Annotated in this window: 11 protein-coding genes and 1 other RNA gene; 7 read left to right on the forward strand and 5 right to left on the reverse strand. The window is 51.2% G+C overall.

The features are described from left to right. Window positions 1–60 precede the first annotated feature (60 nt). The 3 genes from mltF to parE are packed head-to-tail and all read right to left on the reverse strand — an operon-like array spanning window position 61 to window position 5,638. Window positions 61–1,443: a membrane-bound lytic murein transglycosylase MltF gene (gene mltF, locus DPO_RS13010; RefSeq protein WP_006966450.1), complete on the reverse strand. Its 1,383-nt coding sequence runs from the start codon at window positions 1,441–1,443 to the stop codon at window positions 61–63. A 9-nt stretch (window positions 1,444–1,452) separates the two neighbouring features. Beyond that, window positions 1,453–3,693 carry a DNA topoisomerase IV subunit A gene (parC, locus tag DPO_RS13015; protein ID WP_006966451.1) on the reverse strand — a complete coding sequence of 747 codons (2,241 nt, stop codon included), beginning with the start codon at window positions 3,691–3,693 and terminating at the stop codon, window positions 1,453–1,455. Between the two features lie 28 nt (window positions 3,694–3,721). After that, window positions 3,722–5,638 carry a DNA topoisomerase IV subunit B gene (parE, locus tag DPO_RS13020; protein WP_006966453.1) on the reverse strand — a complete coding sequence of 639 codons (1,917 nt, stop codon included), beginning with the start codon at window positions 5,636–5,638 and terminating at the stop codon, window positions 3,722–3,724. 279 nt (window positions 5,639–5,917) lie between these two features. Between parE and DPO_RS13025 the strand changes: the two genes are divergently transcribed. From DPO_RS13025 to DPO_RS13050, 7 genes are all read left to right on the forward strand, one after another. Beyond that, window positions 5,918–6,205 carry an HPr family phosphocarrier protein gene (locus tag DPO_RS13025; RefSeq protein ID WP_006966455.1) on the forward strand — a complete coding sequence of 96 codons (288 nt, stop codon included), beginning with the start codon at window positions 5,918–5,920 and terminating at the stop codon, window positions 6,203–6,205. Then, the gene (gene ptsP / locus DPO_RS13030) at window positions 6,202–7,971 is read left to right on the forward strand and encodes a phosphoenolpyruvate--protein phosphotransferase (protein ID WP_006966457.1); all 1,770 of its coding nucleotides are present in this window, start codon (window positions 6,202–6,204) and stop codon (window positions 7,969–7,971) included. Before DPO_RS13025 ends, ptsP begins: the two co-directional genes overlap by 4 nt. 5 nt (window positions 7,972–7,976) lie before the next feature. Then, complete coding sequence (gene smpB / locus DPO_RS13035) at window positions 7,977–8,441, forward strand: SsrA-binding protein SmpB (RefSeq protein ID WP_006966458.1); 465 nt, start codon at window positions 7,977–7,979, stop codon at window positions 8,439–8,441. A gap of 76 nt (window positions 8,442–8,517) precedes the next feature. Then, window positions 8,518–8,876, forward strand: a transfer-messenger RNA (tmRNA) gene (gene ssrA / locus DPO_RS24585). A 405-nt stretch (window positions 8,877–9,281) separates the two neighbouring features. Beyond that, entirely contained in the window at window positions 9,282–9,995 is a 714-nt protein-coding gene (gene coaE, locus DPO_RS13040; RefSeq protein WP_006966459.1) for a dephospho-CoA kinase, read from the forward strand. A gap of 48 nt (window positions 9,996–10,043) precedes the next feature. Further along, window positions 10,044–11,975, forward strand: coding sequence for an aldehyde ferredoxin oxidoreductase N-terminal domain-containing protein (locus DPO_RS13045; protein WP_006966460.1), 1,932 nt, complete (start codon window positions 10,044–10,046; stop codon window positions 11,973–11,975). A gap of 158 nt (window positions 11,976–12,133) precedes the next feature. Beyond that, on the forward strand, window positions 12,134–12,526 hold the full coding sequence (locus DPO_RS13050) for a peptide chain release factor family protein (protein ID WP_006966461.1): 393 nt from the start codon (window positions 12,134–12,136) through the stop codon (window positions 12,524–12,526). On the opposite strand, the gene DPO_RS13055 is transcribed toward DPO_RS13050, so the two are convergent. Next, on the reverse strand, window positions 12,517–12,804 hold the full coding sequence (locus DPO_RS13055; RefSeq protein ID WP_006966462.1) for a DUF503 domain-containing protein: 288 nt from the start codon (window positions 12,802–12,804) through the stop codon (window positions 12,517–12,519). The two genes, DPO_RS13050 and DPO_RS13055, sit on opposite strands and share 10 nt — an antisense overlap. A gap of 8 nt (window positions 12,805–12,812) precedes the next feature. After that, on the reverse strand, window positions 12,813–13,244 hold the full coding sequence (locus DPO_RS13060; protein ID WP_006966463.1) for a hypothetical protein: 432 nt from the start codon (window positions 13,242–13,244) through the stop codon (window positions 12,813–12,815). Window positions 13,245–13,305 lie beyond the last annotated feature (61 nt).

The following is a 13,305-nucleotide window of genomic DNA, read 5'->3' on the forward strand; positions in this document are numbered from 1 at the left end:
TTCACTCTTTTTTAAAAATCGGGTTGGTTCCTGACTGCCGTTGATACTGACAACCGCATTTCAGGAAAAATCCATCTGTTTAAGAATATCATACCAGGTGAGAATCCGGTCCACGTATTGGACCGGTTCCCATCCCCGGGCATATCCATGTTTGGTTTTTTTATACACATCCGGTTTGGACAGCAGCGGCAGTGTTTTTTTGATAGAGTTCCAGATCTGGGGATCCAGTCCTTTTTCTTCGGCAATTTTCATGGCATCCAGTACATGTCCCAATCCCACGTTATAGCTGGCCAGCGCAAACAGCAGCCGCTGATATTGGTCTTCGATCTCTTCAAATCGATCATACATCTGTTTCAAGTACTTTATGCCGGCTTTGACACTCTGGGCCGGATCACGCCGGTCCTGAATCCCCATTTCTCTGGCAGCCGCTTCTGTCACCTGCATCAGTCCTCTCACCTGGGTAATGCTTTTTGCCCCGGGATCAAACCGGGATTCCTGATATACTACTGCCGCCACCAGGCGCCAGTCAAATCCATATTTTCTGGACTGAGTTTCAATGATTTCCTGATACTTCGGCAGATATTTCTGAACCCGTTTGTGAAATGTTTTTAATTCAGAGACATCAAACTCTTTGGGATGACCATAGTATTTGTTAACGATTTTCTGGAGTATGCCTGATTCTCTGGCATGCAGAAAAAACCGGTTGATTTCCTCAAGCATCTCCGGATCATCTTTGCGAACCGCCCAGGCCACAGATTCTTTTTTGTGAATGGGAATACTGACACGGATATCAGGCATATGTCTTTGATTGAGCCGGGCGATATTGGAATCGGCTATGGTAAATTTTATTTCACGGTCACGGACCATGGCAATGAGGTCCTCGGTGGGAACATTGTCATACAGGACATAACGAACATCAATGCCGGATGCCTGAATTTCTTTGAGCCGGTAATGATAGGAGGTGTCACGTCTGACATGAATGGTCCGCAAAGCCAGGTCTTCAATGTCTTTGGGGCTAAAAACCAGGGCATGATGAATCACCTGCTGCTGAACTTCCATATACGGGATTGAAAACTTGACTTTTTCCAGACGTTCCCGGGTGACGGTCATACTGGCACCCACAAAATCCCCTTTTCCCTGGTCCAGATAAACAACCAGGTTGTTCCAGCCCGGTGTGACCACGTCCAGGTCCACATGCAGATATCGGGCGAATTCCCTGGCCAGATCGTATTCAAATCCGGTGGGTTCTCCCTTGTATAAATAATAATTGTTCAAAGATCGGGTTGTAATCAGTCGCAGTACGCCGGACTTCTGGATACGTTCCAGAGTACCGGATATGTGTTTCAGATCCCTGTGTTGGAGCAGATAACTCAGGTAAACAAAATAACCACACAGAATCAGCAGGGTCAGGAAAATAAAATGTTTTAAATAAAACGACTTCATTGACTCGCTTTATGTTTCATTCAGTCGGACCTCCAGTTTGTCCACGCTTCGATATCCCCGGGGCAGCAGTTTTCCCCGGGTTCCGCGCTTTTTGACATAATCTGCCTGATTACCCGGTTTGAGCACCAAAGAATGTTTTTTTGAATGTATAACAATATTGGCATGTAAAGGCAATGTTGCCAGAAATTTGATTTTTTCCGGGTCAGACGACACCTGTTCTTTTCTGGGGATGGTGATCAGTTTATTTCCCTGGCCTTTTTTCAAGCGGGGCAGTTCATTTAAAGGAAAAATCAGCATCCGGCCTTTGGTGGTGACCGCTGCCACCGCATCGGTTTCAAGCATCGTCACCGGACATGGGGGCATCAAAACCGCATCGTTTTTAAGGGTAATGACTGATTTGCCGTTTTTGAAATGGGTCAGAAAATCGGAAAATTGTATGATAAACCCGTATCCGGTATCCGATGCCATCAAAAAATGGGAGGCCAGCGTTTCCGAAAGCATGAAACAGATCCGGGCGTTGTTCTGCAAAGACAGGTGACCGGTCAATGGTTCACCATTGCTTCTGGCTGACGGCAGCACATGGGAGTACAATGTGTAACTGCGCCCGGTACTGTCCAGAAAAACAATGGGTTTGTCACTGCGGGTCCGCAAATGACAGCGCAGGGAATCCCCGGTGCGGAATTTGACGTTTTCCGGATCAATGTCATGGCCCTTGGCCGACCGGATCCATCCGTTTTCAGATAAAATAAGGGTCACCGGTGTCACTTCGATGACATCGGTCACGGAAAATGCTTCTGCTTCCTTTCGCTTCTTGATGGGAGACAGGCGCTTATCCCCGTATTTTTTCGCATCGGATCGTATTTCTTCCACTATATAAGCCCTGAAGGCTGTTTCATCGTTCAAAAGCGAGTCTATCTCTTTTTTTCGGGTTTCCAGCGCTTTGATTTCAGAAAGAATTTTGATCTCTTCCAGCCGGGCCAGCTGACGTAAACGGATCTCCAGAATCGCATCCGCCTGTTCACGGGTCAGATCAAAGGCCTTGATCAGGTCCTGTTTGGGGTGATCAGACTCCCGGATGATTTGAATCACCTGGTCCAGATTCAGAAATACCGTGCGGAAGCCTTCCAGGATGTGAAGCCGGGTCACCACTTTTTCCAGCTGAAACGACAATTTGTTTCTGACGGTCTGGAATCGGAACACCAGCCATTCCTTGAGCAGGGTTTTTAAATTTTTTACCGCAGGCCGGCCGTTGATCCCGATCATGTTCATATTGAATGAATAAGATTTTTCCAGATCCGTGGTGGCAAACAGATGATCGGTCAACGCAGACAGATCCACCCGGCCGGACTTGGGAATCACCACCAAACGGGTAGGGTCTTCATGGTCGGATTCATCCCTGATATCACTGACCATGGGCAGTTTTTTATCCGCCATCTGGGTTGCAATCTGTTCATAAATCTTTTCAGCCGAGGTATGATAGGGCAGGGCATGGTAAACGATATCCCCGTCCTCGATGCGGAACCGGGCCCGCATTTTGATCCGTCCTAAACCGGTTTCATAAATGTTCCTGATATCTTCGGCCGGGGTGATGATTTCAGCAGCCGTGGGAAAATCAGGTCCTTTGATATGCTTGATCAGTTCATCCAGAGAAGCGGTATCATCTTCTATGAGCAGCACCAGGGCTTTGGCCACCTCCCTGAGATTGTGGGGCAGAATACTGGTGGCCATGCCCACGGCAATCCCGGTGGTGCCGTTGAGCAGCAGGTTTGGCAGCCGGGCCGGCAGCTGCCGGGGTTCATTTAATGTGCCGTCGAAATTGGGTACCCATTCCACCGTGCCCTGATCCAGTTCATCCAGCAGAAGGTCCGCGTATCTGGAAAGCCGGGATTCGGTATACCGCATGGCAGCAAAAGATTTGGGATCATTGGGGTCTCCCCAGTTGCCCTGGCCCTGTACCAGAGGGTATCTCAATGAAAACGGCTGGGCCATGAGCACCATGGCTTCATAACAGGCCGTGTCCCCGTGGGGATGAAATTTACCCAGCACATCGCCCACTGTCCGGGCGGATTTTTTGAATTTGGCTGTGGAAGAAAGTCCCAGTTGACTCATGGCATACACAATGCGCCGCTGCACCGGTTTCAACCCGTCCCCGATATGGGGCAGGGCCCGGTCCAGAATCACATACATGGAATAATTGAGATACGCTTTTCTGGCAAATTCCTGAAAAGCGATCTGCTCATGCCCGTCCATTTCAGGATCCTGCTGGTTTTTTATGACATTATTCGATCTCTTTGATATCACCTTGTGCCTCGATCCATTCTTTTCTGTCTTTGGCCCTTTTTTTCCCCAGAAGCATGTCCATGGTTTCGTAGACATCTGCAAGGGTATCTGCCGCATCCACGGTCAGCTGCACCAGGCGCCTTGAATCCGGTGCAATGGTGGTCTCCTTGAGCTGGGCCGGATTCATCTCTCCTAAGCCCTTGAACCGCTGCACATGGATTTTACCCGGTTTTTTCCGACGGTTGATGCGCTTGACAATGCTTTGCCTTTCCTCGTCGTCCAGGGCGTAAAACACCTCTTTACCCACATCGATCCGGTATAAAGGCGGCATGGCCATGAATACATGACCGGTTTTCACAATGTCGGGAAAATGTCTGAGAAACAGGGCACACAAAAGGGTGGCAATATGCAGGCCGTCGGAATCCGCATCCGCCAGGATACAGATTTTGCTGTACCGCAGCCGGGACAGATCCGCTTCTCCGGGCAGGACCCCCAGCACCTGGACGATATCCCGGATTTCCTTAGATTCCATGATAGCGGCCGGTGCCATGTCCCAGGTGTTCAAGATTTTTCCCCGCAACGGCATAATGGCCTGGAACCGCCGGTCTCTGGCCTGTTTGGCGGATCCGCCGGCTGAATCCCCCTCCACGAAAAACAGTTCCCGCCGCTGCTGATCATCACTGGTGCAGTCCGACAGCTTGGCCGGCATGACCCCGCCGTTGGCTGCGGGTTTGCGGATGACTTTTCTGGATTTTCTCACCCGGGCCCGGGCCTGATCCATTACCAGTTCCGCCAGAGCTTCTCCCCGGTCCACATGCTGGTTGAGCCACAGACTGAAGGCATCCCGCACCTGGAGATTCACCAGGCCTGCACAGTGGCGGGATGACAACCGTTCCTTGGTCTGGCCGGAAAACTGGGCTTCGGACAGTTTGACCGACAGCACATATCCCACCGTGTTCCAGATATCTTCAGGTGCCAGAAACAGGCCTTTGGGAAGAAGATTCCGGAACTTACAAAATTCCCGCAAAGATTCCAGAAGCCCGGACCGAAACCCGTTGACATGGGTGCCGCCCAGGCGCGTGGGAATCAGGTTGACATAGCTTTCTTCCAGGGTGTGTCCGGGTTCAATCATCCAGTTGACCGCCCATGAGGCCTGAAAATCGTCTGTCCGGCATTCACCGGTAAACGGTTTGTCAAACAGGGTTTCCTGGTTTTTGAGACTTTCCGTCAGATATTCATCCAGACCCTTTTCATAAGTCCATGTATTTTCTTCACCACTGGCCTCATCCAGAAAACGGGTTTTCAGACCGGGGCACAGCACTGCTTTTGATTTCAAGGCGGTTTGAATGGCGGTCTTTGAAAAAACCGTGCGCTCAAAAAATTTTGGATTGGGGAAAAAATGAACGGATGTGCCGGATCCTTTGGGTTCCGCATCTTTTACCTGTTCCAGATCTTTTGTTTTGATGCCGTTTTCAAACCCGATGACATATTCATGGCTGTTTCGGAAAATGGTAATGTCCAGGCGGGATGACAGGGCATTGACCACCGATACCCCCACGCCGTGAAGCCCGCCGGAAAACGCATAATCTTTGTTTGAAAATTTGGCCCCGGCATGAAGCCGGGTCATGATCAGTTCCACTCCGGAGATGCCTTCTTCGGGATGCACATCCACGGGCATGCCCCGGCCGTTGTCGGACACTTTCACACTGCCGTCTGATTTCAAAACAACCTCGATGGTATCGGCATATCCGGCAATGGCTTCATCCACGCTGTTGTCAATGACTTCAAATACCAGATGGTCCGGACTGGTGGTATCCGTATACATGCCCGGCCGGCGTTTGACCGGATCCAGACCTTTGAGAATTTCAATGGACCGGGCATCATACCGACCCGGGTCAGATTCGAACAGGTTCATACTTGAATTACAATCATACGTGTCAGATCCTGAATCATTTTTTTATTCCAACATTGTTTGAAAAAAAACGGAATCTTTTCCTATATCATACAAAAGCATGACCGGCAAAGCTTTTAATCGCTGTTTTGACAACAGGTAAAACCAACTGGCAAAATCCACGGGGAGTATGATATATCATAATAAAATACAAAAACACCTTTTATCGGGTTGATTGACTTTTAACATGGAATCATATAAAAGAAGAAAATTTTTTCAAGGAAGGACGGAAAGACGGTCAGATTGAACAAGCAGATAGAAATTTCCCATCAAACCATTGTCTTGAACGATTTGGGAATGCATGCCCGGCCGGCGGCCAAAATCGCACAAATGGCCATGACCGCTGATAAAACCATATGGCTGTACGATGGAAATACCCAGGTGGATGCATCCAGTATCATTGATATTTTGACTTTGTGCGCCAAAAAAGGCACCCACATCCACATTCAGGCGGAATCCAGGCAGGACACAGCGATTATAGAACAGATAAAAGCCTTTTTCGATAATGGGTTTGGAGAATTGACACCATGACGCAAAAAAAACCCCGCGAACTGGTCCTTAAAGGGATCAGTGGTTCCCCGGGCATCTGCATCGGCAAAGCCTATGTGGTGGACCAGGAAGGGGTCAATATCATTGAACGATACCCGATTGCCAAAACCATGTTGCCCAGGGAAATCGACCGGTTTAAACATGCCGTGGGAAAAGCCAAAGAAGAACATGCCCGGATCATCAAATCCCTGGACAAGGATGTCAGTGAGACCCTGAATATTCTGGAAACCCACATGGCGCTGTTCAAGGATAAAATGCTTTACGGCAGGACCATTGAAACCATTCAAACTGAACAGATCAATGCGGAATGGGCGTTAAGAAAAGTTTCCCGCCAGATCAAACTGATGTTTCAGCAGGTGGATGACCCATACTTGCAGTCCCGTGTCAACGACATTGTCCAGGTTTCCGACAAAATAATGGCCAACCTGCTGGGTGCACGAAATATCAAAATAGCCGACATCAACAAACGGGTCATCATTGTGGCCCATGATCTGACCCCGGCCGATGCCAGCCAGATCCAGCTGGAGCTTATAAAAGGCTTTGTCACGGATCGGGGCGGCAAAGATTCCCATACCGGGATTGTGGCCAAATCACTGAAAATTCCTTCGGTTTTCGGTCTGGCCCGGGCCACGGCCAGTATCAACAACGATGATATTCTGATTGTGGATGGTTCTTCCGGACTGATCATCATCAATCCGGAAGAAGATACGCTGTTCAGGTATGAAGAGCGGCTGGCCCGGTTTGAAGCGTACCGCGCCGATATTGAGCGGGAAAGTCATTTGCCCGCAATCACCCGGGACGGGGTAGCCCTGAACCTGATGGCCAATATCGAACTGGTGGAAGAAGTGGTGTCTGCCAAGGACAACGGGGCATCGGGCATCGGGCTTTTCAGAACCGAATTTTTGTACCTGGATCTGAAACGGTTTCCCACAGAAGAAGAACTGCTGATCAAATACAAGGAACTTGCGGAACTGATGACGCCTCAGTCCGTGACCATCCGCACCCTGGACATCAACGGAGATAAGTTCAACCCGTATATCGACCCGGTGGAAGAAGCCAATCCCGCGCTGGGACTTCGGGCGGTCCGTTTTTGTCTGGAAAATAAAGATATTTTCATCACCCAGATCAAGGCCATTCTCCGGGCCGGTGCATTCGGGCATATCAAGCTGCTGATTCCCATGATTTCCTGCATGGAGGAACTGGCCCAGGTCAAAGCGGTTATCCGCCAGGCGGTGGCAGAGCTGGAGCGCGATGAAAAGGTGTTTAACAAGGACATTCCTTTGGGCATCATGATCGAGGTGCCGTCCGCCGTACTCATGGCCGATGAACTGGCCGGGCAGGTGGATTTTTTCAGTATCGGCACCAATGACCTGATCCAGTATTCCATGGCCATTGACCGGCGCAACCGCCGGGTGGCACATTTATATCAGGCATTGAATCCTGCGGTGCTCAAGATGATCAAAATGACGTTTGAAGCGGCCCATAAAAACAATATCGAAGTGGTCATGTGTGGTGAAATGGCAGGAGATCCCATCAACATACCGGTATTGCTGGGAATCGGAATCAGACATCTGTCCATGAACCCCGCTTCCATACCGGTTATCAAGAAAATGGTCCGGGACATAGACATTGAAAAAGCCCGAAAAATATCTGAAGAACTGATTCAATTCACCACTGTTCAAGAAATCATCCGGTTTATCCAGGAAGAATACAAAGATATTCTGCCTTACAAAGAAACGGAGGATTAGTAGCCATGGCTGCTGACTATATCAAACTGATCGCGACCAACAAGAAAGCCCGCCACAATTATCACATTGATGAGGAATATGAGGCCGGCATGGTTCTGGTCGGATCGGAAGTCAAAGCGATCCGTGAGGGCCGGGTCAGTTTTCAGGATGCGTATGCAGATATTAAACGCGGAGAGGTGTTTCTCCGGCAGCTGCATATTTCCCCGTATAAATTTGCCTACAATGACAACCATGAGCCGTTGCGAACCAGGAAGCTGCTGCTTCACAAAAGGGAAATCTCCAAACTCATCGGCAAGATCAAGGAGCGAGGCTACACCCTGGTGCCGCTGAAAATTTATTTTAAAAATGACAAAATCAAGGTCCTGCTGGGACTTGGCAAAGGCAAAAAACTGTATGACAAGCGCCAGGATATCAAAGAACGGGATGTCAAACGGGACCTGGACCGGGAACGCAAAAAGTATTCCACTTAAGATCCTTATTGACTTTTGACGGGCAATTATTATAATATAGATGTTTCAAATATGAATAAATGATCTTTGACAATCTGGGGGCGAACTGGTTTCGACGGAGATTTTGAAGCCCAAGGTAGCATGCCGAGTCTTTTGTCAGCTCGTAAACCTGGCAAAGTCTTAAACATAATCGCAGACGATTATAATTACGCTGTAGCTGCTTAACACCAGCTGCCGTCCTGCTGAGATTCCTCTTGCAAATCTCAGGCCAGGGCGTCGACTTTGCAAGACCGCTGATCAGGTTGCCTGAACCTGATCGGTTGAATTTATCAGGCTACACCCTGAGGTATCCCTCCTGAAGGAGACAACAGGGCCAATTTTAAAGTTCAGGATAAGCATGTAGAAGCCTGGGATGATGGTTTTCGGACGCGGGTTCAACTCCCGCCGCCTCCACCACTATAGACCTTGAAAACACGATGTTTTCAAGGTTTTTTTGTTTACAGGAAAGCGTCAAAAAAATGCTGGGTATGTGCTGGTGTGCCTGGTGCCGCCATACAGGTCCAGCCTTCTTACCCCCCAAGTCTTTACAGGCATTATCCCTGTGCCGCTTAAAATATTTCTGAATTTAAAAAATCCGAAGCAACCGGACGGCCGATTTCGGTTTTTTTTAAATTGTCTTGCCATTCAGTCCTCCGTTTCCGGATTTTTTTCCTGTTCATGCTTGAACGGCAAAGCACCTTGTGTCATATTGGAAACGCTTTAACTTAAGGCAGGCGTTTGAACGGGACGTGAAACGGGAATGAGGTTAACCCATAAGGGGAGGTGCAACAATAAGTGACCGGATTCTTGGCTGGGAAAAGGATGACTCACACCGGTAACGCCCCGGCGGACATGATTGGCCGGACCCGGGCGGCCCTTGAAAAGATTCGACGCACACACCACTGCATGATTGTGGCGGTCACCGGCAGCATTGCCTGCGGCAAAACCACGGTATCCGGGATGCTCGAGGAATTAGGGGCCCCTCTCATTGATATGGATCAAATCGCCCGGGAGGTGGTGATGCCGGGTACTCCGGGATATGACCGGATCATTTCAGCATTTGGTGCCGGCGTGGTGCAACCGAACGGGACCCTGGACCGCAAAGCCCTGTCCGGCATCGTGTTTGCCGATGAAACAAAGCGAAGACATCTGGAACGGATCACCCATCCATTGATCTTTGACCGGTTTGTGGAAAAACTGACCCAACTGTCAAAGGTCCGGCCGGACAGCGTGATCCAGGCAGCTGTCCCCCTGCTGATCGAAATGGACATCCAGCACCTGTTCGACCGGGTGATCGTGGTGTATCTGCCCGAAGAAATCCAGCTTAAACGCCTGGCGGCCCGGGACAATATCTCTGTGGACAAGGCGGCCGCCATCATCGACTCCCAGCTGTCCGCCCATGAGAAAAAACCGTATGCCCATTATGTAATTGACAACAGCCAGGGTCGCTCCCATACCCGGGAACAGGTGAACCAGGTCTGGCTGCGGCTGCAACAAGATAAAAAACAGCAGCATCCGGATAATGACGCGCAATGATTTTTATGTAATATCCTTCATGGAAACACAACACAGGGGAGGCAACCCATGATATCCCACAACCAGACAACCACGTCTTTCGGATGGACCGGCAAAATTCTGCATGTCAATCTGTCTGACGGCGCCGTCACCCGGCTGGCCACCCCGGCTTATTCGGACAAATATCTGGGGGGCCGGGGCATTGCCACCCGGCTGTATTGGGAGATGGTTTCACCGGACACCGATGCTTTGGCACCGGACAACCATCTGATTTTCATGACCGGCCCCCTGGGGGCCACCGGGGCCCAGGGCGCTTCCCGGTTCGTGGCGGCGGGCAAATCTCCCATGACTCTGCCTGAAAAGTTTTGCTGCGGCAACCTGGGCGGGTATTTCGGGCCTTATCTCAAGCGGGCCGGGTTTGACGGCCTGGTGATCACTGGCCGGGCCGACCGGCCGGTTTACCTGTACATTGATGACGGCGATGTTCAGATCAGGGATGGGGCCGACCTTTGGGGACAGGGGGTATCGGCGGTTCAGGAACGGCTCAAGAACCTCCACGGCAATACCACCCGCATGATCACCACCGGTATTGCCGGGGAGAACCGGTGCCGGTCCGCCAATATTATGACCGACAATGAAGGCAGCGCCACCGGCGGATTCGGCGCGGTCATGGGGTCCAAACGTCTCAAGGCGGTGGCGGTGAACGGTTCCGGCACCATCCAGGCGGCCCGTCCGGACCGGCTCAAAGAACTGAGCCGGAAGGCGGTTGAACTGAACCGCAAAGACCCCATGTTTCTGCCGTTCAATCCTGACCAGGTGTGGCGGACCGGAAAATCAGGCTGCTTTCAGTGCGGGCTGGACTGCATGTACCGGAACCGGCTTGAGACCGCATCCGGACAGACCCTGGTGAGAAAATGCCAGTCCATGTTCGTGTATTTCCCGTGGGTGGCGGGGCGGCCGGATTTGTCGTCTGAGATCGCGGTGACCGCCACCGGCATCTGTAATGACCGGTCTCTTTGCACCATGGAGATGACCAATATCATCCAGTGGCTGTGTGCCTGTCACAAAGCCGGGATTTTGACGGAAAAACAGACCGGACTGGATATGTCCCAACTGGGCACCCTGGAATTTTTCACGGATCTGGCGGACATGATCAGCCGCCGGCAGGGGTTCGGGGATATCCTGGCTGAAGGCCTGCTCCGGGCCGGGGAAACCCTGGGGCCGGAAGCCAGAGCCCAGTTTGCCCCGGAGGTCTCCGGGGTGGGGGACGGGGCCACCTATTCCGCCAGGGAATATCTCATGAACGGGCTGTTGTATGCGTTTTCCCCCAGGCAGCCCATTGCCATGCTCCACGAGATCAGCCGTCTCACCGGGCTGTGGGTCATGCACCGGAATGATCCGAAAAGCTCACCGGTCTCCAATGACGTGTTCCGAACGGCTGCGGCCCGGTTCTGGGGCCATGAAAGAGCCTGGGACCTGATGACCCATGAGGGCAAGGCCCAGGCCGCGGTCAAGATCATGGACCGCACCCTTGCCAAGGACAGTCTGGGACTGTGCGATTCCTGCTGGCCGGTGATGATATCCTGGCACACCCCGGATCATGTGGGTGATCCGGATCTGGAGGCCCGCACGTTCAGTGCGGTCACCGGTATGGACATGGATGATGCGAAACTCCATGCCGTGGGGGAACGGATTTTCAATCTGGAACGGTTGATCCATATCCGGGAGGGACATCAACCTCTTGTGGACGATGATGTGGCTGCGTACAACTATACCGAACCGGTTCAGACCGTGTTCATGAATCCTGATGTGCTGGTGCCGGGACCGGGGGGCCAGGTGCTCACCCGCAAAGGCATGACCCTGGGCAAAGAAGCCTTTGCCGCCATGCGCAGAGAGTTTTATCAACTGCGCGGATGGGACCCGGATACCGGGGTGCAGCTGTCGGACACCCTGGACCGCCTGGATCTACCCGGCCGGGCTGACCAAAGCTTACTGCGATGAACTGGCGGAACACAACTGATTCCTATGAAGCAGCTGTTAAAAAGATGGTGCATGCGGGGGAAACGTCTGAGCCGGCTGGTGGATGACAACCCGGACAGGGAACAGGCATCTCTTTCATGAAACCCGGAAAATAATCGCAGAAAATATGTGTGGAAAATATGGCATCAACAAATTCCGGACCCAGTGAAAAAAAACAGGCGGCCCTGGATCAGAAATTGGAAAACCTGGGGATCCGCAAAACCGATCTGGAGGAAAAATTCATCAAAGCCTCGGGCCGGGGCGGACAGAAGGTGAACAAATCTTCTTCCGCCGTGTTCCTTCGGCACAAAGTTACCGGGCTGTCGGTCAAGGTGGGCAAGCATAGATCCCTGCACCTGAACCGATTTTTGGCACTGCGGGCTTTAGCGGAAAAAATCCAAGCCCTTCAATCCGGCAGACACTCCTCGGACATGTCGGATTCAGACAGAAAAATTCAAAAACAGAAACGCCGGCGCCGGCAAAAGACCCGGAAAAAACTGGCCGGGAAGCAGAAACAAGAAGATCAAAGATGAATAATTTCCATATTTGTATCTGCAATCATGGCCAGTCCCATGGCATCCACATAGTTGAAGATCTTGTCCACCCGGGAGTTGATCAGGGCCGCGTCATTGCCCACCACAGCGAACCCGATTTCAGCCCATTCATGGCTGTCGTTCAGACCGGTTTCTGCTGCGGCTGCCTGGAACTGGTTCTGAATCCGGGCCACAGTGGATCTGACAATACTTCGTTTGGCCTTGAGCGAGTGCACTTCAAACAGGCGCAACCGGATCCGAGCACATCCCACCACCATGGCAGCTTCTAAAACGTTCCCAGCTGACAGGGCTTGATGCGCAAATCAATCTTTTTACAGACAGATCCGATATCCATGCGGCTCATTTTAAATTCTCTGGCAATATCCCAGCAGGCTTTGCAGGATATCCGGCCCTCTTTGGTCGCTTTTTCCAGGCGCAGTTTCAGATCATCTGACACCCGGATCTCTTTATCGCTTTGTCCGGATCCGGGCGTATGTCCAAAAAGCCCCAGCTGACACTGGACAAGGCGCAGTTCCATTAAATCCACCTGAACACCGACCTCTTTGGGGGATATGTTAAGATCGGACGCCACCCGGTGGGCCGCGGCACAGGTGATCTGGTTTATGTCTTTGAGTTTTTCCAGTTTTTCCACCACAACCGGATCTATTTTCCGCTGTGGGTGTTTGCCGGCATAATGGCCTCTATCTTCGTGTGTCATGTTTATCTTCCCAATGGGTTATGGTTGGTGTATAAAAACTGATTATAAAATAAAATTAGTG

The sequence above is a fragment of the Desulfotignum phosphitoxidans DSM 13687 genome (assembly GCF_000350545.1).
GTDB lineage: Bacteria > Desulfobacterota > Desulfobacteria > Desulfobacterales > Desulfobacteraceae > Desulfotignum > Desulfotignum phosphitoxidans.

What these genes read in the sequence shown, in the direction of transcription:
- DPO_RS13050 (WP_006966461.1), top strand. Translation starts at nt 12,134, where the DNA reads ATGGCATCAACAAATTCCGGACCCAGTGAAAAAAAACAGGCGGCCCTG.
- ptsP (WP_006966457.1), top strand. Translation starts at nt 6,202, where the DNA reads ATGACGCAAAAAAAACCCCGCGAACTGGTCCTTAAAGGGATCAGTGGT.
- coaE (WP_006966459.1), top strand. Translation starts at nt 9,282, where the DNA reads ATGACTCACACCGGTAACGCCCCGGCGGACATGATTGGCCGGACCCGG.
- parC (WP_006966451.1), bottom strand. Translation starts at nt 3,693, where the DNA reads ATGGACGGGCATGAGCAGATCGCTTTTCAGGAATTTGCCAGAAAAGCG.
- DPO_RS13045 (WP_006966460.1), top strand. Translation starts at nt 10,044, where the DNA reads ATGATATCCCACAACCAGACAACCACGTCTTTCGGATGGACCGGCAAA.
- DPO_RS13060 (WP_006966463.1), bottom strand. Translation starts at nt 13,244, where the DNA reads ATGACACACGAAGATAGAGGCCATTATGCCGGCAAACACCCACAGCGG.
- mltF (WP_006966450.1), bottom strand. Translation starts at nt 1,443, where the DNA reads ATGAAGTCGTTTTATTTAAAACATTTTATTTTCCTGACCCTGCTGATT.
- DPO_RS13055 (WP_006966462.1), bottom strand. Translation starts at nt 12,804, where the DNA reads ATGGTGGTGGGATGTGCTCGGATCCGGTTGCGCCTGTTTGAAGTGCAC.
- parE (WP_006966453.1), bottom strand. Translation starts at nt 5,638, where the DNA reads ATGAACCTGTTCGAATCTGACCCGGGTCGGTATGATGCCCGGTCCATT.
- smpB (WP_006966458.1), top strand. Translation starts at nt 7,977, where the DNA reads ATGGCTGCTGACTATATCAAACTGATCGCGACCAACAAGAAAGCCCGC.